Genomic DNA, 19,607 nt, shown 5'->3' with positions numbered 1-19,607 from the left:
CTGGGGGCCGGAGGCTCCCACGAGTCGTTGGTCCGGGGCGGAAGTAGATCGGAGCGAGTGAGTCGAGGTGCCTGGCCCGACACGTAGAGGGGGTGCAGCCATGAGCTCGTTCCCGGACGCGTGGACGGCTGTCCGGGGGAGACCGTGGCGGTTCCTCTTCTCGATGTGGCCGTGGCGTTCGCTGGCCTACCTGGTCACCACGGTCCCGGTCGGCCTGGCGGCCTGCGCGGTGTTGTTCGTTGTCGTCGGGGTCGGGCTGCTCACCCTCGTCGTGGTCGTCGGCCTCCTGGTCCTGGCCGGTGTGCCGGCGGTCGCGGCCGTGGTCGCCGACGTCGAGCGTCGTCGTTCGCGGCTGGTGCTGCCGCAGGCGACCCAGGCCCGGTTCGGCACGCTGCGCGAGCGGCTGCGCGCGGGCCGCCGGCTCCCGATCGTCTGGGCCGAGGTCGGCTACGCCGTCCTGCTGGCCACGATCCTGTGGCTGGTCGACGCCGTGGTGGTCACCTTGGCCCTTGTCGTGCCGGGCAGCCTGCTGCTGGCGCCGGCACTGGTGCGGATCGACCAGCTCGACGTGCTCGGCTGGCAGATCGACACCACGCGCGAGGCGGCGCTCGCCGCGGCGGGACCGGGCCTGGTCGGGCTGGTGGCCGCCGCGTACGCCGTCACGGCGCTCGCCGCGGCCCAGGCCGCGCTCGCCCGGCTGCTGCTCGACCCGCGGCAGGCCGAGCTGGCGGCCGCGGTCGCCGACCTGCGGCGCTCCCGGGTCGGCCTGGTCGACGCCTTCGAAACCGAGCGCCGCCGGATCGAGCGCGACCTCCACGACGGCGTCCAGCAGCGGCTCGTCGCACTCACCATGACCCTGGGCCGGGCCGAGCTCGACGTGCCCGACGGCGCCGGGCTCGAGCTCGTCCGCGAGGCGCACCGGCAGGCCGAGGGGGCGCTCGAGGAGCTGCGGTCGACGGTCCGCGGCATCCATCCACGGGTGCTGGCCGACCACGGCCTCGAGGCGGCGGTGCACGAGATCGCGGACCGCTCGCCGGTGCCGGTCGACACCGAGATCAGCCTGACCGGCCGGCTGCCCGCCCCGGTCGAGACCGCGGCGTACTTCGTGGTCAGCGAGGCGCTCACCAACGTGGTCCGGCACGCGTCCGCACGCTCGGCGCAGGTGCACGCCTGGACCCAGAACGGCAGGCTGGTCGTGACCGTGGTGGACGACGGCGTCGGCGGCGCCGACATAGGCAGAGGCACCGGACTGGCCGGCCTCGCCGTCCGGCTCGAGGCGCTCGACGGCGGGCTGCAGGTGACCAGCCCGGCGGGCGGTCCGACGGAGGTGAGGATGGAATGTCCGGTCGACGCAGCCTGAGGCTGGTCATCGCCGAGGACGCGGTGCTGCTGCGCGAGGGCCTGGTCGGCATCCTGGAACGGGCCGGCCACGAGGTGCTGGCCGCGGTGAACGACGCCGACGCGCTACTGGCCTTCGTCGCACACACCTCGCCCGACGCAGTGGTCACCGACATCCGGATGCCACCCGGACACTCCGACGAGGGCCTGCGGGCCGCGGCCGCGATCCGGGCCGCGCACCCGGACATCGCGATCATGGTGCTCTCGGCGTACGTCGCCGACGCCTACGTCGCCGAGCTGCTCGACTCCACCCCCGGCGGCGGGGTCGGCTATCTGCTCAAGGACCGGGTGGGCCACGTCCGCGAGTTCCTCGACAGCCTCGACCGGGTCGCCGACGGCGGCACCGTGGTCGACCCGCAGGTGGTCCGTCAGTTGCTCCGGCGCCGCCGCACCGACGGACCGCTCGCCGCGCTCACCGAGCGCGAGCACGAGGTTCTGGCGCTGATGGCCGAGGGCCGCACCAACGGCTCCATCGCCGAGACCCTGGTCGTGAGCGAGGCCGCGGTGCGCAAGCACGTGGGCAACATCTTCGCGAAGCTTCGCCTCGAGCCGGGTTCGGACTGCCGCGTCTCCGCCGTCCTGGCCTACCTGCGTGGCTGACGACCACGCCCGGACCGTCAGCTCGCGCCCCGACGGGGTCAGCCGGCGGTCTCCTTCAGGGAGGTGATGAGCGCCTCGACGCGGCCGCGGATGTCGTCGCGGATGGGGCGGACGGCCTCGATGCCCTGGCCGGCCGGGTCGTCGAGCTCCCAGTCCTCGTAGCGCTTGCCGGGGTAGAACGGGCAGGCGTCGCCGCAGCCCATGGTGATGACGACGTCGGACTCCTGGACCGCCTCGTCGGTGAGGATCTTGGACTGCTCGGCGGCGATGTCGATGCCGATCTCGGCCATCGCCGCCACGGCGACCGGGTTGATCTGGTCGGCGGGGGCGGACCCGGCCGAGCGGACCTCGATGTCGCCGCCGCCGAGGTGGCTGAGGAATCCTGCTGCCATCTGGGAACGGCCGGCGTTGTGGACGCAGACGAACAGCACGCTGGGCTTGTCGGTCACCTGGACTCCGTGTCGATGAGGTCGGCGAGGAGCGCGTGGACACGGCCGTCGAGATCGTCGTGGATCGCCGCCAGCCGGGCGTCGTCGGCGCCGTCGGGGTCGGCGACGTCCCAGTCCTCGTAGCGCTTGCCGGGATAGACCGGGCAGGCGTCGCCACACCCCATCGTAATGACGACGTCGGCGGCCCTGACGACGTCGTCCGTCAGCGGCTTCGGGAAGGCTGTCGCGACGTCGGCGCCGACCTGCTCGAGCAGCCGGCGGGTCTCGGGATGCAGGTCGCCGGCCGGGTGCGACCCGGCGGAGCGCACGTGGACCCGCCCGATGGCGATGCGGTCGAGGAGCGCGGCGGCGATCTGCGAGCGGCCGGCGTTCTGCTCGCACACGAACAACACCTCGGGCACAGCCTTGACGGTGGCGCCGCTGGCCTGGGTGACGGCGGTGAGCCGCTCCAACGCGAAGTGCTCGGTCAGCGACGGGACGTGTTGCTTCACCGCCGACGTGCGCAGCAGCGCGACGTAGGACTCGGCGACGAGGCGGTGCACCGTCTCCGCGGTCACGATGCCGGTGAACCGGTGTGCCAGGCGTTCACCGATCCGGTCCAGGACGGCGTCGGCCGAGAGCAGGCCGTCGGGCTGGGTCATGGTGGGCTCCAACGTCGAGAGGTTCGGCCGGCGGCTCGCCGACCACGATAGGAAGCGCTCCGTCGGGCCCGGGCGGTTCGGTAGGCGTGCCGTCTGCTGTTCACGAACCGTTCGCCGACGTGTTCAGTAGCTCGCCGGCGATGCGGCCTGCCGTCGTCGGTTCCGCCCGTCGCATAGACACGCGTAAATATTGATCGATATCGATGTCACGCAGGTGCCTAGCGGGTGGCGAGTGGCTGAACCGGGCCCGTGGGAGCGCTCTAGTACTGCTGACGGGCCTGTTCGCCCCTTACGATGGACAGTGTGAGTGTCACGCCGCAGTACCGAGGGCCGGTGGGTGAACCCGCCGAGGTCGCTGCTCGCTCCCTCACACCCGGGACGTCGCTCACCCGCGACGACGCCGAGCGTCTCGCCGGTCTGCTGCGCGTGGTCTCCGACCCGACCCGCCTGCAGTTGCTCAGCATGCTGCTGGCCGCGCCCGACGCCGAGGCGAACGTCACCGACCTCACCGAGCCGCTCGACCTCACCCAGCCCACGGTCTCGCACCACCTGCGCCTGATGGTCGAGGCCGGCGTGCTTCGGCGCGAGCGGCGTGGCAAGCAGGTCTGGTTCTCGATCGTGCCGGAGCGGCTGGCGGCCATCGCCGACATTCTGCGCTGACCTTCGGATGGCTGAGTTTCGTCTAGACCGTTCACATAGATCTGCGTCAAAATAGGCGCCATGACGACGGAGTCGGGCGGTGGAGGCCTGCGACCGATCAGCCGGTCGGCCGCCACCGAGATCGCCCAGCAGCTCAAGGTGCTCGCCGACCCGGCACGGCTGCAGCTGCTCGCCGTCCTGATCGATCACGAGGACGGCGAGGCGTCCGCTGGGGAGCTGGCCGCGAGCGTCGCGCTGTCGCCGTCGACGGTGAGCCACCACCTCGGCGTGCTGCACCGCGCCCGTATGGTCGAGAAGGAGCGCCGCGGCACCGAGATCCACTACCGGCCGTCGCACGATGCGCTCGCCCGCTACGCCCGGCTGGTCGAGACCGGGAGTCCGGGGCCGGCGCAGGGGCTGATCCGCGTCGACGCCGTCCTCGGCCGGGTGGCCGACCAGCTCGCGGCGCGCTTCTCCGGCATCTTCTCGCCGGAGACCGTCGAGCGGTACGTGGTGGAGAGCTACCAGCTGCTGGCCGGGCGGGCCCGCATCACCCGCTATCTGCCGTCGCTGACGTCCAGCTTCGCCGCCGAGCGGCTGACCGCGCTGGCGCAGGCGCAGGGGATCGTCGTCAAGGGCGTGCCCGAGGTGCTGTTCGTGTGCGTGCAGAACTCCGGACGGTCCCAGCTGGCGGCCGCCGTCCTCAAGTTCATCGCCGGGGCGCGGGCGCACGTGCGCACGGCCGGCTCGGCGCCCGCGCGGGCGCTGAACCCGGAGCTGGTGACCGTGCTGGACGAGATCGGGGTGCCGCTCGGCGCGGAGTTCCCGAAGCCGCTGACCGACGATGTGGTGCGCGCGGCCGATTACGTCATCACGATGGGCTGCGGTGACGCCTGCCCGGTGTACCCGGGCCGCCGCTACCTCGACTGGGCGATCGACGATCCGGCCGGCAGACCGATGGAGGAGATCCGCCGGATCCGCGACGACGTGGTCTCGCGCGTGGAAGGGCTGGTGGCGGAGGTAGTGCCGGCCGGGGCGTCGTCCGGGGCGACCAGGCGGTAGCCCAGGCCGCGTACGGTCCGGATGATGCGCGGGTTGCGCAGGTCGTCACCGAGCTTCACCCGTAGCCGGCGGATGTGCACGACGAGGGTGTTCGTGGTGCTGCGCGGCCGGCCCCAGACCGCGGCCATGATCTGCCCGGACGTGACGACGCTCTCGGTGTTGCGGATCAGGTATGCGAGCAGTTCGAGCTCGCGGACGGTCAGCTGGACCTTCTGACCGCCGATCGTGGCCTCGTAGGAGCGCAGGTCGACGCTCAGGCTTCCGCTGTGCAGCAGGCCCTCGCCGGGCGTGGGGTTCGGGCGGATGCCGGCGAGCAGGGGCGTGAGCTCGGGCATGCGGTAGGGCCGGGCGACGATCGCGCTGACACCGGCGGCGAGGAGATCGTTCATGAGGATGGAGTCGTCGTTGGCGCCCATGCCGGCGATGACGGCTGCCACCCGCTGTTCGCGGATGGCTCGAACGGCGGCGGCGACGGGCACGCCGGGAAGGTCGGTGCTGATCAGGACGACGTCCGGGTGGGTCAGGCCGGTGCGTAGCAATGCCTCGGCGCCGTTGGAGCAGGTGGTCACCTCGGCGCCGAGAACGGACAGGCCGTCGGTGAGGTCGGCCGCGACGGCCGGGTCCGGCTCGGCCACCAGGACGCTGAGCTGTTGCTGGGTGCCGATGGAATGGAGGGCGGGCACGGTCACGATGACCTCCTATCCGAACCGGCCGGAGATGTAGTCCTCGGTGCGCTTGTCGGCCGGCTTGGTGAAGAGCACGGTGGTGCGGTCGAACTCGACGAGCATCCCGGTGCGGTCCCCGGTCTGCTCGTCCGGCCGGGCGGTGAAGAACGCCGTCCGGTCGGCGACGCGGGCGGCCTGCTGCATGTTGTGGGTGACCACGACGATCGTGTAGTCGTCGCGCAGTTCGTGCATCAGGTCCTCGATCTTCGCCGTCGCGATCGGGTCCAGAGCCGAGCACGGCTCGTCCATCAGGATCACCTCGGGCCGTGTCGCGATGGTGCGGGCGATGCACAGTCGCTGCTGCTGTCCGCCGGACAGGCCGTAGGCGGACTGCTTGAGCTTGTCCTTGACCTCGTCCCAGAGCGCGGCACGGGTCAGGACTTCCTCGACGAGGTCGTCCATGTCGTCGACCTTCATGCCGGTCACGCGTGGTCCGTAGGCGACGTTGTCGTAGATCGACTTGGGGAACGGGTTGGGCTTCTGGAAGACCATGCCGATCTTGCGGCGCACCTCGATCGCGTCGACGTCGTCGGCGTACATGTCCTGGCCGTGGTAGGCGATCACGCCGGCCACCCGAGCGCCCTCGATGAGGTCGTTCATCCGGTTGAGCGAGCGCAGCAGGGTCGACTTCCCGCAGCCGGACGGACCGATCAGCGCTGTGATCTCCTTGCGCCCGAACACCATCGTCACGTCGCTGACGGCGCGGAAGCTGCCGTAGTAGATGTCGACGCCCTTGCACTCGATCACCGGGTCCGGCACGTCGGCGACGGAACGATCGGGGCGGCCGGTCTTCACCGCGGATGGGTCGATGTGGAAGTCGCTCTGCGCCTGGCCGTTGCCCGGGTGGGTCAGGTCCTGTCCGGTCGACGTCTCGCTGGTCATGGGGTTGGTCTCCACGAGTCGGGTCACCAGCGATGCTGGTAGCGGTTGCGGATGAAGATGGCCAGCGCGTTCATGGCCAGCAGCAGCACGAGGAGCACCACGCTGGCGGCGGCGGCCAGCTCGTGGAACCCCTCCTGCGGGCGGCCGGTCCAGTTGAAGATCTGGATCGGCAGGGTCGTGAACCCACTCAGGAGGCCGTTCGGGTCGAACGTCACGTAGACGAGCCCGCCGAGCAGCAGCAGCGGCGCGGCCTCGCCGAGCGCCCGCGAGAGGGCGAGGATCGTCCCGGTCGCGATGCCCGGTACCGCCGAGGGCAGCGTCTGGCGCCAGACGGTCTGCCACTGCGTGGCGCCCAGGGCGAGCGAGCCCTGACGGATCTCGTCCGGGACGGCGCGCAGGGACTCTCGCGTCGCGATGATGACCACCGGAAGGATGAGCAGGCTGAGTGCCAGTGCGCCACCGATGACGACGTTCTTGTTCTGCACGCCGAGCAGGGCCAGGAAGCCCAGCGCGAGCATGCCGTAGATGATGGCCGGGACCGCGGCGAGGTTCTGGATGTTGAGTTCCAGCAGCCGGTTGAACCAGTGCTTCTTGTCGGCGAACTCCTCGAGGTGGATCGCTGCCGCGACGCCGAGCGGGATGGTCAGCACCGCCGTCGTCCCGATGACCCAGGCCGACCCCAGGATCGCCGCGCGTGCGCCCGCCTCTTCGGGGACGGACGCGGAGTACCCGGTGAGCAGGCCGGAGTCGAGGCGGCCGGCGCCGTCCTGCGCGATCGTGACGATCAGTGTGACCAGGACGCCGAAGGCGATCAGCAGGCTCAGCCAGAGCAGCAGGAGGAAGACCAGTGAGCGGGTGCTGCGTTCGCCGCCGCGAGCCCGGCCGGTGATGGCCGCGTTGGCGGCATCGGCTGTGGTGGTGGCCATCAGTACGCCTCCCGGAAGCGCCGGACCAGCCGGATGCTGATGAAGTTGACGACGAGGGTCAGCAGGAACAGCAGCAGGCCGACCGCGAAGAGGGTGTTGTACTCCAGCGACCCGACCCGGGCGTCGCCGAGCGCGGCGTTGGCGATGAAGCCGGTCATCGTCTGTCCCGCCTCCAGCGGCCCCTCGACGATGCGCGCCTGGTTGCCCGCGGCGATGGCCACGATCATCGTCTCGCCGACCGCCCGCGAGATACCGAGCACGATGGCCGCGATGATGCCGGACAGCGCGGCCGGGAACACCACCCGGAGGCTGGTCTGCATCCGGTTGGCGCCGAGGGCGGCCGAGCCCTGCCGCATGCTCATCGGCACCGCGGACATCGCGTCCTCGGACAGCGACGCGATCGTCGGGATGATCATGATGCCCATCACGAGGCCCGCGGCCAGCACGCTGAACGCGCCGGTCTGGAAGCTGAACAGGTCGCGCAGGATCGTCGCCTGCACGAAGGTCAGGGCGAAGAACCCGAAGACGACGGTCGGGATGCCGGCCAGGACCTCGAGGATCGGCTTGAGGACCTTGCGAACCCGGCGGTGCGCGTACTCGCTGAGGTAGATCGCCGCGCCCAGTCCCAGCGGCACGGCCACCAGCAGGGCGATGGCCGTCGTCCACAAGGTGGCGGTGATGAGCGGCACCACCCCGAAGGTGGCCGGGCTGAACTGCGGCGCCCAGCGCGTCCCGGTCAGGAAGTCGATGACGCTGACCTCGGCGAAGAACTCCAGCGCCGGCACCAGCAGCGCGATGACGATGCCGATGGTGGTGGCCATCGACACGGCGGCCGCGAGGAACAGGCCGAGCCGGATCGCCCGCTCGCCGGGCCGGCGGTTCCTCACGGTGATGGACGCGCCGGGGTGGCCCGGCACACCGGCCGGGCCACCCTGGTTGACGACGGTGCTCACGCGGTACTAGCCGAGGCTCGCGAGCTCGTCCGCGGCAGTCTGCTGCTGCTCCGGCGTCAGCCCGATGAACAGCGCCCGCTCGGCCACGTCGACCGCGTTCTCGACGTAGAAGTCCACGAACGCCTTCACCTGCGGCTGGCCGGTGTAGGACTCGTTCTTGACGTAGATGAACAGCGGCCGGCCCAGCGGGATGTACTCGTTGGACTGCACCGTCTCCGACGAGGGCGCCACGCAGCCGTTGCCGCCGTCGACCTCGACCGCCTTGACCGAGTCCGGGTTCTCCTCGACGTAGGACAGGCCGAAGAAGCCCGTGGCGCCCACGTCGCCGGCGATGCCCTGGACCAGGACGTTGTCGTCCTCGGACGGGCTGTAGTCGGTGCGGATCGCGCCGGTCTCGCCGTTGATCGCCTCAGTGAAGTAGTCGAACGTGCCCGAGTCGGTGCCGGCGCCGAACAGCGTGAGCGGCTGGTCCGGGAACGACGGGTCGACCTGGTTCCAGTTGGTGACCTGGCCCTCGGAGTCCGGCGACCAGATCGTCTGCAGCTGCTCGACGGTGAGGCAGGTGGCCCAGTCGTTGTCCGGGTTGACGGCGACCGCGAGGCCGTCGTTGGCCATGATGATCTCGGTGAAGTCGATGCCGCCGGACTCACAGGCCGCGGTCTCCTCCTCGTCGATGGGCCGCGAGGCGTTGGAGATGTCGGTCTCACCGGCGCAGAACGCGTCGAAGCCGCCGCCCGTGCCGGAGGTGGCCACCGTGACGTCGACGTCCGGGTTCTCGTCGCCGAAGAGGTCGGCCGCGGCCTCGGTGAGCGGGCCGACGGTCGAGGAGCCGTCAGCCGTGACGGCACCGGAGACCGCGCCACCCGCGTCGCCGTCAGGCGCCTCGGACTCGCTGCTGCCACCCTCGTCGGAGCTGGTCTCAGGGTCGTCCTGACCGCCGCACGCGGCCAGCCCGAACGTCAGAGCGCCCGTCGCCGCGATCGCGAGGATCGACCGGCGAAGTCTGCTGGAGGTCACGATGAATCTAGCCTTCCCGTATCTGACCGTCCGGCGCCCCCCACGGGTATGCCGGCTGCTCGGTGAGCAGGTCATATTGAAGACCGTCTATGTGAACGCCAAGCAAACGCACGCCATCTGACGTCGAAATATAGAAGAGTGTCTATGTGAAAGAAGTTCAAGAGCCGTGGCGCGCGTGCATCGCCGGTACGGCAGTGCCGGCTGCTACGACGGCGGCGGCGCCGGCGATCGCGGTGAGCACGGTGAACATGGCCGGATAGCTCCCGACGGCGGCGGCGATGGCGCTGCCGGCCCAGGGCGCGACGGCCATCGCGATGGTGGTGGGCGCGTTGAGAATGCCGTAGAGGGTGCCGAAGCCGGCGATGCCCCATCGGTCGCTGACGGCGGTGGACTGCAGCAGGGTGAACGCGCCGCGGGCGATGCCGAGGACGATGCTGGCGGCGACCAGGGCGGCGGCCGGCCCGGGCAGCAGGCCGACGGTGGCGATGGTGGCGGCGCCGCCGGCGAGGATGGCGACGGACCGGAAGCGCGGCGTGGTGCGGCGCGACAACGGCGCGTAGCCGACGCGGCCGAGCAGCTGCCCGGCGCCGGAGAGGCCGAGCGCCCAGGCGGCGAGTGACATGGACAGTCCGCGGTCGGTGAGCAGCGGGATGAGGTGGATGGTCGCGGCGAACATCGCGAATGCCGTGAGTGCCGAGGCGACGGTGAGACACACGAACGCCCGGCTGCTCGCGACCGTGCGGACGTGGCCGTTGCGTCGTCGCGGATGGGCCGTGTGGTCGTGTGCGGGCCAGGGTGCGGTGAGGCCGAACGCATGGCCGGGGATGGTGGTGACCGCCAGGAGGACGGCGAGCACGAGGTAGGTCTGCCGCCAGCCGAAGTGGTCGAGCAGAGCTGCGGTGGCCGGGGCGAAGATCGTGCTGGACAGGCCGGCCACGAGGGTCAGGACGGTCAGCGCGTGGGTGCGGCGCGGGCCGTACCAGCGGGTCAGTGCGGTGAATGCGGCCGCGTAGAGGGTGCCGGCCTGCGCGAGTCCGGCGACCACCCAGGCAGCGGCGAACCAGCCGATGGTCGGTGCGGCGGCGATGCCGAGGGTCGCGGCGACGCCGACGACCGAGCCGATGGTCATGATCGGTCGCGGGCCGTAGCGGTCGATGGCCCGGCCCGCCGGGATGCCCACAAGAGCCGCGACCACGAGCGCGAGCGAGAAGGCCGCAGTCGTCGACGGGCCGGACCAGCCGGTGTCCGCGGTGATGGTCGGCAGTGCGACCGGGAACGAGTAGTAGAGGACGCCCCAGCCGACGACCTGCGTGACGCACAATGCGGCCAGCGCGCGTCTTCGGCTCACAGGCCGATGGTGGCGGGCGCCTGCCGGACGTGTGCGGCGAGCGGTCCGACGACGTAGTCGGCATCGCGGCTGACACCGCGGAGGGTGTTGGAGGAGAAGGAGCGCTGGAACTCCAGGCCGAGGTAGACGAGGCCGGGGTGAGTGGTGGAGATGCCGTCGACGTGCCGCGGCAGGCCGGTCTCGTCCAGCGCGCCGAGCGGCCGCAGGTAGTCGACGTCGGGCCGGTACCCGGTGGCGAAGATGACGGTGTCGACGTGCTCGCGCTCGCCGTCGGGCCAGCTGACGGCGTCGCCGTCGAAGGCGGTGAACATCGCTCGCCGCTCGACCTGGCCGGACGCGATGGCCTCGTGGTAGTGGCCGGTGTCCAGCACGAGCGGCTTGCGGACGATGTGGCGCAGCCAGGCCGCGGGCAGGTGGTCGAAGCCGGTGACGTCGAGCCAGTGGTGCAGGTCGCGGCCGCGGATCACCTGGGGAAGGAAGAGCACCGGCGCGAGCGTGGCGAGCGTGAGGTCGGCGCCGGCGGCGAGCTCGTCGGCGATCTGGACGCCGGAGTTGCCGCCGCCGACGACGATGACGCGCTTGCCTGCGTACGGGGCCGGGACGCGGTAGGCCGCGACGTGCAGCAGCTCGCCCGCGAACGTCTCCTGGCCGGGCAGGTTCGGGATGATCGGGCTGCCGAACGAGCCGGACGCCGCGACCACGCCCGCGGCCGGCAGGGCGTCGCCGCCGGCCGTGCGCACGACGAACCCGGTGCCGTCGGCCTCCACCGCGCTCACCCGGGTGTGCGTGCGGATGTCGACGCCGAGGTGCCGGGCGTAGTGGTCGAGGTAGTCGGCGACCTCGTCGCGGGTGGGGTAGCGGTCGGGGTCGCCGTCCATCGGGAAGCCGGGCATGGCGCTGTAGCGGGCGGGGGAGAAGACCCGCAGGCTGTCGTAGTAGTGCGGCCAGGAGCCGGCCGGCCGGTCGCCGGCCTCGAGCACGACGGGGTGCAGGCCTGCGTCACGGACGGCGCGGGCGGCGGCGAGGCCGGACTGGCCGGCGCCGACGACGATCACAGGGAGCGCGGTGGCGGTCATGCGAGCCAACATATCGTCGATTCGCGAGATGGCAAAATGACGATACGTTGCGTATTCTCGGCGGCATGAGCGAAGTCGTGGCGGCGGGGGAGCGCAGGTCGTTGCCGCTGGTGGCGGACGATCTCGTCGAGCTCAGCGACGCCACGCTCGACTTCCTCAAGGCGCTGGCCAATCCGGCCCGGCAGAAGATCATGCTGCTGTTCGCCCGCGGCGCCGAGCTGTCCGTGGGGGAGATCGCCGAGCTCGCCGACATCGGCCAGTCGACCGCGTCGGAGCAGCTGAAGCTCCTGCGACGCGGTGGCATCGTCACCTCGCGCCGCGACGGCAAGACCGTCTACTACCGCGCCAACAAGGACGGCATGGCCCGCGCGCTCGAGGACCTGCAGAACTACCTCAAGGTCTGCTGCTGAGCCCGTCCAGCGTGTCCGGCGTCACGGGTCCAGTGTCAGGGCGTCGCGGATCGCAGTCAGACGCTCGGGGATGACGCGGTAGTTGACCCAGGTGCCGCGTCGGTCGCCGGTGATCAGGCCGGCGTCGCGTAGCAGCTTCAGATGGTGGCTGGTGGTGGCCGCGGTCTTGCCGATGCTGGCCGAGAAGTCGCAGGCGCAGACCTCGTCGGCGTTGAGCAGCATGGACAGGATCTTCACCCGTGCCGGGTCGGCCAGCGCCTTGAACATGCCGGCCAGCAGCGAGGCGTCGTCGTCGCTGATGGCGGAAGTCGGCGTGCAGCAGTCGTTCAGCACCGGCAGGGCGCGAGCCTTCGCCGGTGCTGTGGGGCTGATCGTGGCGGTGGTCATCGTCGCTCCAGGCTACCCGGGACAGTCTGCTGGTTCCATGATTCTCGACGTTTGTTTTGACATCCTTCGAATCAGTGATTAGATGAACGTCGAAACAGGGTCGGTCTGGTCCGGCCCCGTGAGCGCTGCCGAGGAGGCGTCATGGACCCGTACTTGCCTGAGACGATGGCCGCCGAGCGTCGTCGCGACCTGATCGCCGAGGCCGCCCGCCACCGTCTCGCCGCGCTGGCGACCTGCTGCCGCAAGAGCGCTCTGGGCCGCACTGTGTCGCGCGTGCGCGACGCCTGGGCGGCGCGCACCTCGAGCCGCGGCTCCGCCTGCTGCGCGAACGCCTGACCACCGCTCGCGAAACGCGCGAGGGAGGTGACCACGATGGACTGCTGCGACGACCAGATCACGGACTGCTGCAACACCGGGTGCTGCTGACAGCGTCAACCTCTGGCGGCGGCGCTCGGCGCCGCCCCGCTGCCGTGGGCCTCAGGGGCGTGGTGACGGCGCGGACTGCGGGGACGCGGCCCACGACGCGAGGAGCTTGAGCGCGTCGGCGGCCGGCGAATCGGCGGGTGCGGTGTAGATGTTGAGGTAGAGGCCGGGCGCGGAGGCGAGCTCCAACGACTCGAAGTCGAGGTCCAGCTGCCCGACGACCGGGTGGCGCAGGCGCTTGCGCTCGCTGCGGTGGAACTTGACGTCGTGGCTGGCCCAGCGCTGGCGGAACCGTTCGGACTGGGTGGACAGCTCGCCGACCAGCTCGATGAGCGCGTGGTCGTGCGGGTTGCGGCCGGCCTCGAGCCGCAGCATCGCCGCGGCGTCGTCGGCGATGCGGTCGTAGTCGACGAAGAACTCCTCGGCCGCGGGGTCGAGGTAGATGAACCGGGTCGTGTTCGGCGGCCGGCGCGGATCGGCGAGGACGGGGGAGTAGAGCGCCCGGCCCAGCTGGTTCGTCGCGACGATGTCGTGGCGGCCGTTGCGCACCCAGGCGGGCGCCTCGGTCATCGCGTCGAGCACCCGCTGGATCGGCGCCGCGACGGTGGCGGGCGCGGTCCGCCGCTGCTTGCGGCCGCGGCTGCGGCTCTCGCGGGCCAGCGCGTACAGGTGGGTCCGCTCGGCCTCGTCCAGCCGGAGCGCGTTGGCCAGGGCGTCGAGGACGCTCTCGGACGCGCCGGCCAGGCTGCCGCGCTCCATGCGGACGTAGTAGTCGACCGAGACGCCGGCCAGCATCGCCACCTCTTCCCGCCGCAGCCCCTTGACCCGGCGGTTACCGCCGAACACGGGCAGGCCGGCCTCCCCCGGTGTGAGGCGGGCGCGCCGAGTGCTGAGGAACTCGCGGATCTCGGCGCGCAGATCGACGGTGTCCATGCCCCTACGGTAGGCCGCCGCCCGGCCCGCTGGGGGGCACTGGCAGTACCGGTGACGACAGGCTCTCCCCGCGCGCCCGGCGGTGCCGTCCACTGGAGGCATGCGAGCCACCTATCTGTACGGCGCGGGCGACGTCCGCGTGATCGATGTCCCCGAGCCGACGATCAAGCAGCCGGCCGACGCGCTGGTGCGCGTGGTCCGGGCCTGCGTGTGCGGCAGCGACCTGCACCCGTACCACTCGATGCCGGCCAGCGACGCCGGCACGTCGATGGGCCACGAGTTCATCGGCGTGGTCGAGGAGGTCGGCGCCGAGGTCACCACGCTGCGCGCCGGCGACTTCGTCATCGCCCCGTTCGCGATCTCCTGCGGCCGGTGCGAGTTCTGCCGGGCCGGGCTGCAGACATCCTGCGCCCTCGGCGGGTTCTGGAACGACGCCGGCCTGGGCACGGGCGGCGGGCAGGCCGAGGCCGTCCGCGTCCCGTTCGCCGACGGGACCCTGGTCGCCGTCCCCGGCGTCGACGCGGGCACCGACGACGCCCGGCTGGCGAGTCTGCTCACCCTGTCCGACGTGTACGGCACCGGCTGGCACGCGGCCGTCCGCGGCGGCGTGACCGAGGGCAGCACCGTCACCGTCATCGGTGACGGCGCCGTCGGCCTGCTGGCCGTGTTGTCGGCCGCCCGGCTGGGCGCGGAGCGGATCGTGCTGATGGGACGGCACCAGGTGCGCACCGACCTCGGCCGCGAGTTCGGCGCCACCGAAGTCGTGCCTCAGCGCGGTCCAGAGGGCATCGCCCAGGTCCGCGAGCTCACCGGCGGCGGCAGCCCGATCGTGCTCGAAGCCGTCGGGCACCGGCCGGCCTACGACCAGGCCGTCGGGATCGTCCGCCCCGGCGGCGTCATCAGCCGCGTCGGCGTCCCGCAGTACGAGGAAGCGCCGATCGGGTTCGGCAGCCTCTTCCTCCCCAACATCACCCTGACCGGCGGACCCGCGCCCGTCCGCGCCTACATCGAGCAGCTGCTGCCCGCGGTGCTGGACGGCACGCTGAACCCCGGACGGGTCTTCGACCGGACCGTCGCCCTGGACGACGTCCCCAAGGCCTACGCCGCGATGGACGACCGCACCGCGCTCAAGGTCGCCGTCCGGCCGTGACGCTTGGGCCGTCAGGCTCGGGGCAGCGCCCGGAGGGTCTCGCCGACGGCGTGGGGACCCGTCACGGTGCCGACGATGGCCGGGCCGTGGCGGTCGTACTTGGCGTGGTAGGCCTCGTCGACCGCGGTGTGGACGTCGTCGCCCGGCTCCTCGAACGTCACGTCCCTCTCGACGCCGCCGGCGCGGATGCGGCCGGTGCCGCTGGCGAGCGCGCGCCGGAACCAGCCGTTGTCGCGGCCGTAGGCGGAGCGGACGTAGATGTCGTCGCCGGCGCGGACGGTCCAGATGGTCACGTACGGACGGAGGGTGCCGTCGGCGCGGTAGGAGGCGACCTGCAGCTCTTCCGCTTTGCCGATGCGGGTCAGCTCGTCGTCGGTCCAGGCTGTCATGCGCTCACGCTAGGTCGCCGGCGGCGGCCGAGGGAGGCACTGTCAGTGCCTGGTTCGGCAAGCACTCCCAGGCCGCAGCCGCGGCGCCTAGCGTGGACGTCATGAACGTTCCCCAGATCGAGCTGAACAACGGGGTCGAGCTGCCGGCCCTCGGGTTCGGCGTGTTCCAGACACCGCCGGAGGAGACGGTGGCGGCGGTCGAGACGGCGCTGGCCACGGGCTACCGCCACATCGACACGGCCGCGGCGTATCTGAACGAGCGGGAGGTGGGTGAGGCGATCCGCCGCTCCGGCCTGGACCGCTCGGAGCTGTTCGTCGAGACGAAGGTGTGGATCAGCGACTACGGGTACGACGAGACGCTGCACGCGTTCGACAAGAGCGCCGGCAAGCTCGGCGTCGAGCGGATCGACCTGCTGATCCTGCACCAGGCGCTGCCGGGCGAGTTCGACCGCACGATCGCCGCGTACCGGGCGTTGGAGACGCTGCTGGGCGACGGGCGGGTGCGGGCGATCGGGGTCAGCAACTTCATGCCCGCGCATCTGACCCGGTTGATGGCGGCGACGTCGGTGGTGCCGGCGGTGAACCAGATCGAGGTGCACCCGTACTTCCGCCAGTCCGAGCTGCTCGCCGTCGACGCCGAGCACGGCATCGTGTCGCAGGCGTGGTCGCCGATCGGCGGCATCACCTTCTACCGCGACGGCGCGCACGGCAGCACGCTGCGGGACCCGGTGATCAACGAGATCGCGCGGGCGCACGGGAAGACGCCGGCCCAGGTGATGCTGCGCTGGCACCTGCAGCAGGGCCGCCAGGTGATCCCGAAGTCGGTCACCCCGTCGCGGATCGCGGAGAACTTCGACGTCTTCGACTTCGAGCTGACGGCGGACCAGCTGGCCGGGATCGACGCCCTCGACACCGGCGTGCGCGGCGGCCCCGAGCCGGAGCAGATCACCCTCGAGGCCTTCGGCCGCCCGATCCCCGAGGCCTGAGGCCGTGACCTCGTCGATCAGCCGCCCGCCGCGTCGAGGGGGAACGTCACGCTGAAGGTGCGGCCCGGGTCGTAGCGGTCCTTGAGAGCGCGCAGCCGGGTCAGGTCGTCGGGCCGGTAGTGGCGCGCGGCGAGCGTGGTGGCGTGCTCGACGCCGCTGAAGTTCAGGTAGCTGCCACCGGTCGACCACGGCTCCATGGCCGCGAGCAGCCGGTCGCGGGCCGCCCGGTCCTCGGCCGGCGGCCCGGCGATCGCGAGCAGCGAGAAGGCGGCGTCGCGGCCGCCGACGGCGTTCGGCACCGCCGGCTGCCTCGCCAGCGCCCCGCCCCAGGCGCGCAGCTCCACCAGGAACGGCGCATCCGCGTCCGGCCCGGCGAGCTTCGTGATGACGGCGGCAGCGTCGCCACCGAGGTCGCGCAGCAGCACGTTGCGGTCGAAGGCGGCGACCGGTGTGCCGGTCGGGTCGTGGTGGATCGTGCCGACGTCCGCGTACGGCATCGGCCGGACGGTGTCCACGAGCCGCGGCCCGGCGGCCCGCAACTCGTCGACGAGCGTACGGCCGGCCTCCGCGTCGTCGCCGCTGTCGGCGAGCCGCAGGTGGGTGACGTGCTGCCCACGCAGCCGCTCCGGAACGGCGGGATCGTCCGGGTAACGCAGGAGGAGCAGCGACGACGCCATCGTCTCCGGAGCGGTGCAGGCCCACGCCAGGTAGGCCTGCAGCACGTCGTCCGAATGCTCCGGGCCGAAGCACAGTTCGCCGCCGTACAGCGTCGCCACCGGGAACAGGGCGATCTCCATGGCCGTGACGACGCCGAAGTTCGCACCGGCGCCACGCAACGCCCAGAACAGGTCCGGGTCGGTGTCGGCGTCGACGCGCTGGAGCCGGCCGTCGGCGGTGACGACGTCCATCCAGTGCACATGGTCGGCGGCGAAGCCGAACCGCCGGCCCAGCAGGCCCACGCCGCCGCCGAGCGTGTAGCCGGCGACGCCGACGTCAGGGCTGGACCCGTTGAGCGGGGCGAGGCCGTACGGTGCGGCGGCGGCGATGACGTCGCGCCAGCAGGCGCCGGCCTCGACCCTGGCGACCCGCCGGCCCGGGTCGACCTGAACGCCGGACAGCCCTCCGGTGCGGATCAGGACGGCGCCGTCGGCCGGCACCGACGGCCCGTGCCCGGTGTTCATGACGCCGACCGGCCGGCGTTCGCCGGTCGCGGCCGCCACAGCTGCGGCCACGTCGTCCGCCGAGCGCGCCTCGACGATCAGCGCCGGCTCGTGCGTGACGGCGAGATTGAAGCCGGCCCGCAGCGTGTCGTAGCGGCTGTCACCAGGCCCGACGCCTTCGATGTCCATACAGGCATCGTGCACCACCGCCGGCCCCTGGTCTTGAAGGTTTCGGACGCCGCCGTACGACCTGAGGCGTACTCGACGGCGCAGACACTAGCCGCGAGACGATCGCGGGGGTGGCAGGCGCCTTCCTAGTGTCGATCTCATGATCGAGATATCGGGACTGACCAAACGCTTCGGCGATTCGATCGCCGTCGATGGACTCTCCTTCACCGTGCCGCCAGGGCAGGTGACCGGGTTCCTCGGACCCAACGGCGCGGGCAAGTCGACCACAATGCGCATGATCGTGGGACTGGACCGCCCGAGCGGCGGGGCCGCGCTGGTGAACGGCGTCGCCTACGCGCAGCACAGGGCACCATTGTGCGAGGTCGGAGCGCTGCTGGACGCCAAGGCCGTCCACCGTGGCCGGAGCGCACGCAAGCATCTCCTGGCGCTGGCGCAGACCCACGGCTTCGCCGCGAAGCGGGTCGACGAGGTGCTCGGGGCGGTGGGTCTGGAGGCGGTGGCAGACCGCCGTGCCGGTGGCTTCTCCCTCGGCATGAGTCAGCGGCTCGGGATCGCCGCCGCCCTGCTCGGGGATCCCGCCGTGGTGATCCTGGACGAGCCGGTCAACGGCCTCGATCCGGACGGCGTGCTGTGGATCCGCAACCTGCTCAAGCAGCTGGCGGCGGAGGGACGCACCGTCCTGGTCTCCAGCCACCTGATGAGCGAGATGGCGATGACGGCGGAGCACCTGGTGATCATCGGCCGGGGCCGGCTGCTGGCCGACACGTCCGTCGACGAGCTGATCGCGCGGGTCGTGGTGGATCGGACGTCGGTGCGGTCCCCGCAGGCGGCCGAGCTGCGCGACGTGCTCGTGCGGCATGGGGCACGGGTGACCAGCGAGGCGTCGGGTGTGCTCCAGGTGAGCGGCCTCGCGGTGGAGACGATCGGGGAGCTGGCGCGTCAGCACGACCTGGCGCTGTACGAGCTCACCCCGGCGCGGGCCTCGCTGGAGCAGGCCTACATGGAGCTGACCGACGACTCGGTGGAGTACCGGGACGAGCGGGAGAGGAGTGCGGCATGACGATCAACGCTGCCGGTGCCGGCGGGTACCGTGTGAGTTTCAGGGCAGTGGTGCGCTCGGAGTGGACCAAGCTGTGGTCCTTGCGGTCGACGTGGTGGGTGCTGGGTCTGGCCGGGCTGTTCACCGTCGGCCTCGCGGGCGTCGTCGGCTGGGCGACGCGGCGAGACGACGTGGCCGTGACCGTCGACGGGGCCGTCGAGAGCGCGTTCTTCGGGGTCGACGGGCTGTCGCTGGTCCTCGGCGTGTTCGGGGTCGTGCTGATGACCGGCGAGTACGGGTCGGGGCTGATCCGGGCGACGCTGACGGCGGTGCCTCGCCGGGTGCCGGTGCTGACGGCCAAGGCGCTCGTGCTGGTCGCCGCGACGTTGCCGGTCACGGTCGTGGTGTGCGTGGCGGCGTTCGTGGTCCACCAGGCGTTCGCGGGCGCGGCCGGCGAGGTCACGCTCGCCGACGCAGGGGTCGTGCGGGCGACGCTCGGAGCGGCGGTCGCACCGGTCGGGCTGGCCGTGCTGGGTCTGGGCCTCGGGGCGATGCTGCGGCACACGGCGGGTGGGCTGGCCGCCTACGCGGGCTCCGTCCTGATCGTGCCCGCGCTGCTGCGGCCGATGCTGCCCGAGTCGATCGAGGGCGACGTCATGCCGTACGTCCCCACGTTCGCCGGCCAGGCGATGTACACGGTCGGGGGCAGCGAGACGTTTCCGTGGATGCTGTCGCCCGGCGCCGGGGCCCTGGTGCTCGCGGCCTGGGCCGGCGTCTTCATCGCCGGCGGCGTGGCCGTCCTGCGAGCTCGGGACGCGTAGCCGT

General features: G+C 71.7%; 22 protein-coding genes and 1 pseudogene. 10 read left to right on the top strand and 13 right to left on the bottom strand.

Annotated features, from left to right (window positions below; translation table 11 throughout):
• The first annotated feature begins 100 nt into the window (after positions 1 to 100).
• Both BLV05_RS22780 and BLV05_RS22775 read left to right on the top strand, forming a co-directional pair.
• The gene (locus BLV05_RS22780; RefSeq protein WP_046770026.1) at positions 101 to 1,360 is read left to right on the top strand and encodes a sensor histidine kinase; all 1,260 of its coding nucleotides are present in this window, start codon (positions 101 to 103) and stop codon (positions 1,358 to 1,360) included.
• Entirely contained in the window at positions 1,339 to 1,998 is a 660-nt protein-coding gene (locus tag BLV05_RS22775) for a response regulator transcription factor (protein WP_046770025.1), read from the top strand. The genes BLV05_RS22780 and BLV05_RS22775 overlap by 22 nt, the downstream gene beginning before the upstream one ends.
• A gap of 38 nt (positions 1,999 to 2,036) precedes the next feature.
• On the opposite strand, the gene BLV05_RS22770 is transcribed toward BLV05_RS22775, so the two are convergent.
• Both BLV05_RS22770 and BLV05_RS22765 read right to left on the bottom strand, forming a co-directional pair.
• Positions 2,037 to 2,390 carry an arsenate reductase ArsC gene (locus BLV05_RS22770; RefSeq protein ID WP_407717026.1) on the bottom strand — a complete coding sequence of 118 codons (354 nt, stop codon included), beginning with the start codon at positions 2,388 to 2,390 and terminating at the stop codon, positions 2,037 to 2,039.
• Between the two features lie 53 nt (positions 2,391 to 2,443).
• Positions 2,444 to 3,088 carry an arsenate-mycothiol transferase ArsC gene (locus tag BLV05_RS22765; protein ID WP_046770023.1) on the bottom strand — a complete coding sequence of 215 codons (645 nt, stop codon included), beginning with the start codon at positions 3,086 to 3,088 and terminating at the stop codon, positions 2,444 to 2,446.
• 333 nt (positions 3,089 to 3,421) lie between these two features.
• On the opposite strand from BLV05_RS22765, the gene BLV05_RS22760 reads away from it, so the two are divergent.
• Positions 3,422 to 3,748 (top strand): ArsR/SmtB family transcription factor, encoded by a 327-nt coding sequence (locus tag BLV05_RS22760; RefSeq protein WP_369124068.1) that lies wholly within the window; start codon positions 3,422 to 3,424, stop codon positions 3,746 to 3,748.
• Positions 3,749 to 3,808: 60 nt separating this feature from the next.
• Complete coding sequence (locus tag BLV05_RS37795; RefSeq protein WP_082155410.1) at positions 3,809 to 4,789, top strand: metalloregulator ArsR/SmtB family transcription factor; 981 nt, start codon at positions 3,809 to 3,811, stop codon at positions 4,787 to 4,789.
• Between the two features lie 50 nt (positions 4,790 to 4,839).
• Here BLV05_RS37795 and BLV05_RS22750 read toward each other — a convergent pair.
• The 7 genes and pseudogenes from BLV05_RS22750 to BLV05_RS22720 all read right to left on the bottom strand — a co-directional run.
• Positions 4,840 to 5,424, bottom strand: a pseudogene (locus BLV05_RS22750) (response regulator transcription factor); the annotation flags it as partial.
• Between the two features lie 63 nt (positions 5,425 to 5,487).
• Positions 5,488 to 6,396, bottom strand: a complete 909-nt coding sequence (gene pstB / locus BLV05_RS22745) for a phosphate ABC transporter ATP-binding protein PstB (RefSeq protein WP_082155408.1) — start codon at positions 6,394 to 6,396, stop codon at positions 5,488 to 5,490.
• 23 nt (positions 6,397 to 6,419) lie between these two features.
• The gene (gene pstA, locus BLV05_RS22740; protein ID WP_046770021.1) at positions 6,420 to 7,322 is read right to left on the bottom strand and encodes a phosphate ABC transporter permease PstA; all 903 of its coding nucleotides are present in this window, start codon (positions 7,320 to 7,322) and stop codon (positions 6,420 to 6,422) included.
• Positions 7,322 to 8,275, bottom strand: coding sequence for a phosphate ABC transporter permease subunit PstC (pstC, locus tag BLV05_RS22735; RefSeq protein WP_082155407.1), 954 nt, complete (start codon positions 8,273 to 8,275; stop codon positions 7,322 to 7,324). Before pstC ends, pstA begins: the two co-directional genes overlap by 1 nt.
• Positions 8,276 to 8,281: 6 nt before the next feature.
• Positions 8,282 to 9,292, bottom strand: coding sequence for a PstS family phosphate ABC transporter substrate-binding protein (locus BLV05_RS22730; RefSeq protein ID WP_046770020.1), 1,011 nt, complete (start codon positions 9,290 to 9,292; stop codon positions 8,282 to 8,284).
• Positions 9,293 to 9,449: 157 nt separating this feature from the next.
• On the bottom strand, positions 9,450 to 10,640 hold the full coding sequence (locus tag BLV05_RS22725) for an MFS transporter (RefSeq protein ID WP_046770019.1): 1,191 nt from the start codon (positions 10,638 to 10,640) through the stop codon (positions 9,450 to 9,452).
• A complete protein-coding gene (locus BLV05_RS22720; RefSeq protein WP_046770018.1) occupies positions 10,637 to 11,716 on the bottom strand; it encodes a flavin-containing monooxygenase in 1,080 nt (359 codons plus the stop codon). The genes BLV05_RS22725 and BLV05_RS22720 overlap by 4 nt, the downstream gene beginning before the upstream one ends.
• Positions 11,717 to 11,781: 65 nt before the next feature.
• Here BLV05_RS22720 and BLV05_RS22715 point away from each other — a divergent pair, with 65 nt between their 5' ends.
• Positions 11,782 to 12,126, top strand: a complete 345-nt coding sequence (locus BLV05_RS22715; RefSeq protein WP_082155404.1) for an ArsR/SmtB family transcription factor — start codon at positions 11,782 to 11,784, stop codon at positions 12,124 to 12,126.
• Positions 12,127 to 12,147: 21 nt separating this feature from the next.
• On the opposite strand, the gene BLV05_RS22710 is transcribed toward BLV05_RS22715, so the two are convergent.
• Positions 12,148 to 12,513: an ArsR/SmtB family transcription factor gene (locus BLV05_RS22710; RefSeq protein WP_046770017.1), complete on the bottom strand. Its 366-nt coding sequence runs from the start codon at positions 12,511 to 12,513 to the stop codon at positions 12,148 to 12,150.
• Between the two features lie 141 nt (positions 12,514 to 12,654).
• On the opposite strand from BLV05_RS22710, the gene BLV05_RS22705 reads away from it, so the two are divergent.
• Positions 12,655 to 12,849 (top strand): hypothetical protein, encoded by a 195-nt coding sequence (locus BLV05_RS22705; RefSeq protein ID WP_046770016.1) that lies wholly within the window; start codon positions 12,655 to 12,657, stop codon positions 12,847 to 12,849.
• A 141-nt stretch (positions 12,850 to 12,990) separates the two neighbouring features.
• On the opposite strand, the gene BLV05_RS22700 is transcribed toward BLV05_RS22705, so the two are convergent.
• Entirely contained in the window at positions 12,991 to 13,869 is an 879-nt protein-coding gene (locus tag BLV05_RS22700; protein ID WP_046770015.1) for a helix-turn-helix transcriptional regulator, read from the bottom strand.
• A gap of 100 nt (positions 13,870 to 13,969) precedes the next feature.
• Between BLV05_RS22700 and BLV05_RS22695 the strand changes: the two genes are divergently transcribed.
• A complete protein-coding gene (locus BLV05_RS22695) occupies positions 13,970 to 15,019 on the top strand; it encodes an alcohol dehydrogenase catalytic domain-containing protein (protein WP_046770014.1) in 1,050 nt (349 codons plus the stop codon).
• Between the two features lie 11 nt (positions 15,020 to 15,030).
• On the opposite strand, the gene BLV05_RS22690 is transcribed toward BLV05_RS22695, so the two are convergent.
• The gene (locus BLV05_RS22690; protein ID WP_046770013.1) at positions 15,031 to 15,408 is read right to left on the bottom strand and encodes a DUF2255 family protein; all 378 of its coding nucleotides are present in this window, start codon (positions 15,406 to 15,408) and stop codon (positions 15,031 to 15,033) included.
• 101 nt (positions 15,409 to 15,509) lie between these two features.
• On the opposite strand from BLV05_RS22690, the gene BLV05_RS22685 reads away from it, so the two are divergent.
• The gene (locus BLV05_RS22685; RefSeq protein ID WP_046770012.1) at positions 15,510 to 16,394 is read left to right on the top strand and encodes an aldo/keto reductase; all 885 of its coding nucleotides are present in this window, start codon (positions 15,510 to 15,512) and stop codon (positions 16,392 to 16,394) included.
• 17 nt (positions 16,395 to 16,411) lie between these two features.
• On the opposite strand, the gene BLV05_RS22680 is transcribed toward BLV05_RS22685, so the two are convergent.
• The gene (locus BLV05_RS22680; RefSeq protein ID WP_046770011.1) at positions 16,412 to 17,743 is read right to left on the bottom strand and encodes an FAD-binding oxidoreductase; all 1,332 of its coding nucleotides are present in this window, start codon (positions 17,741 to 17,743) and stop codon (positions 16,412 to 16,414) included.
• A gap of 139 nt (positions 17,744 to 17,882) precedes the next feature.
• Here BLV05_RS22680 and BLV05_RS22675 point away from each other — a divergent pair, with 139 nt between their 5' ends.
• Both BLV05_RS22675 and BLV05_RS22670 read left to right on the top strand, forming a co-directional pair.
• Complete coding sequence (locus BLV05_RS22675) at positions 17,883 to 18,803, top strand: ABC transporter ATP-binding protein (RefSeq protein WP_046770010.1); 921 nt, start codon at positions 17,883 to 17,885, stop codon at positions 18,801 to 18,803.
• Complete coding sequence (locus BLV05_RS22670; protein ID WP_046770009.1) at positions 18,800 to 19,603, top strand: ABC transporter permease; 804 nt, start codon at positions 18,800 to 18,802, stop codon at positions 19,601 to 19,603. The genes BLV05_RS22675 and BLV05_RS22670 overlap by 4 nt, the downstream gene beginning before the upstream one ends.
• The last annotated feature ends 4 nt before the right edge of the window (positions 19,604 to 19,607 follow it).

Source organism: Jiangella alkaliphila (assembly GCF_900105925.1).
Taxonomy (GTDB): Bacteria; Actinomycetota; Actinomycetes; order Jiangellales; family Jiangellaceae; genus Jiangella; species Jiangella alkaliphila.
This window is presented reverse-complemented; position numbering and strand designations above follow the sequence as displayed.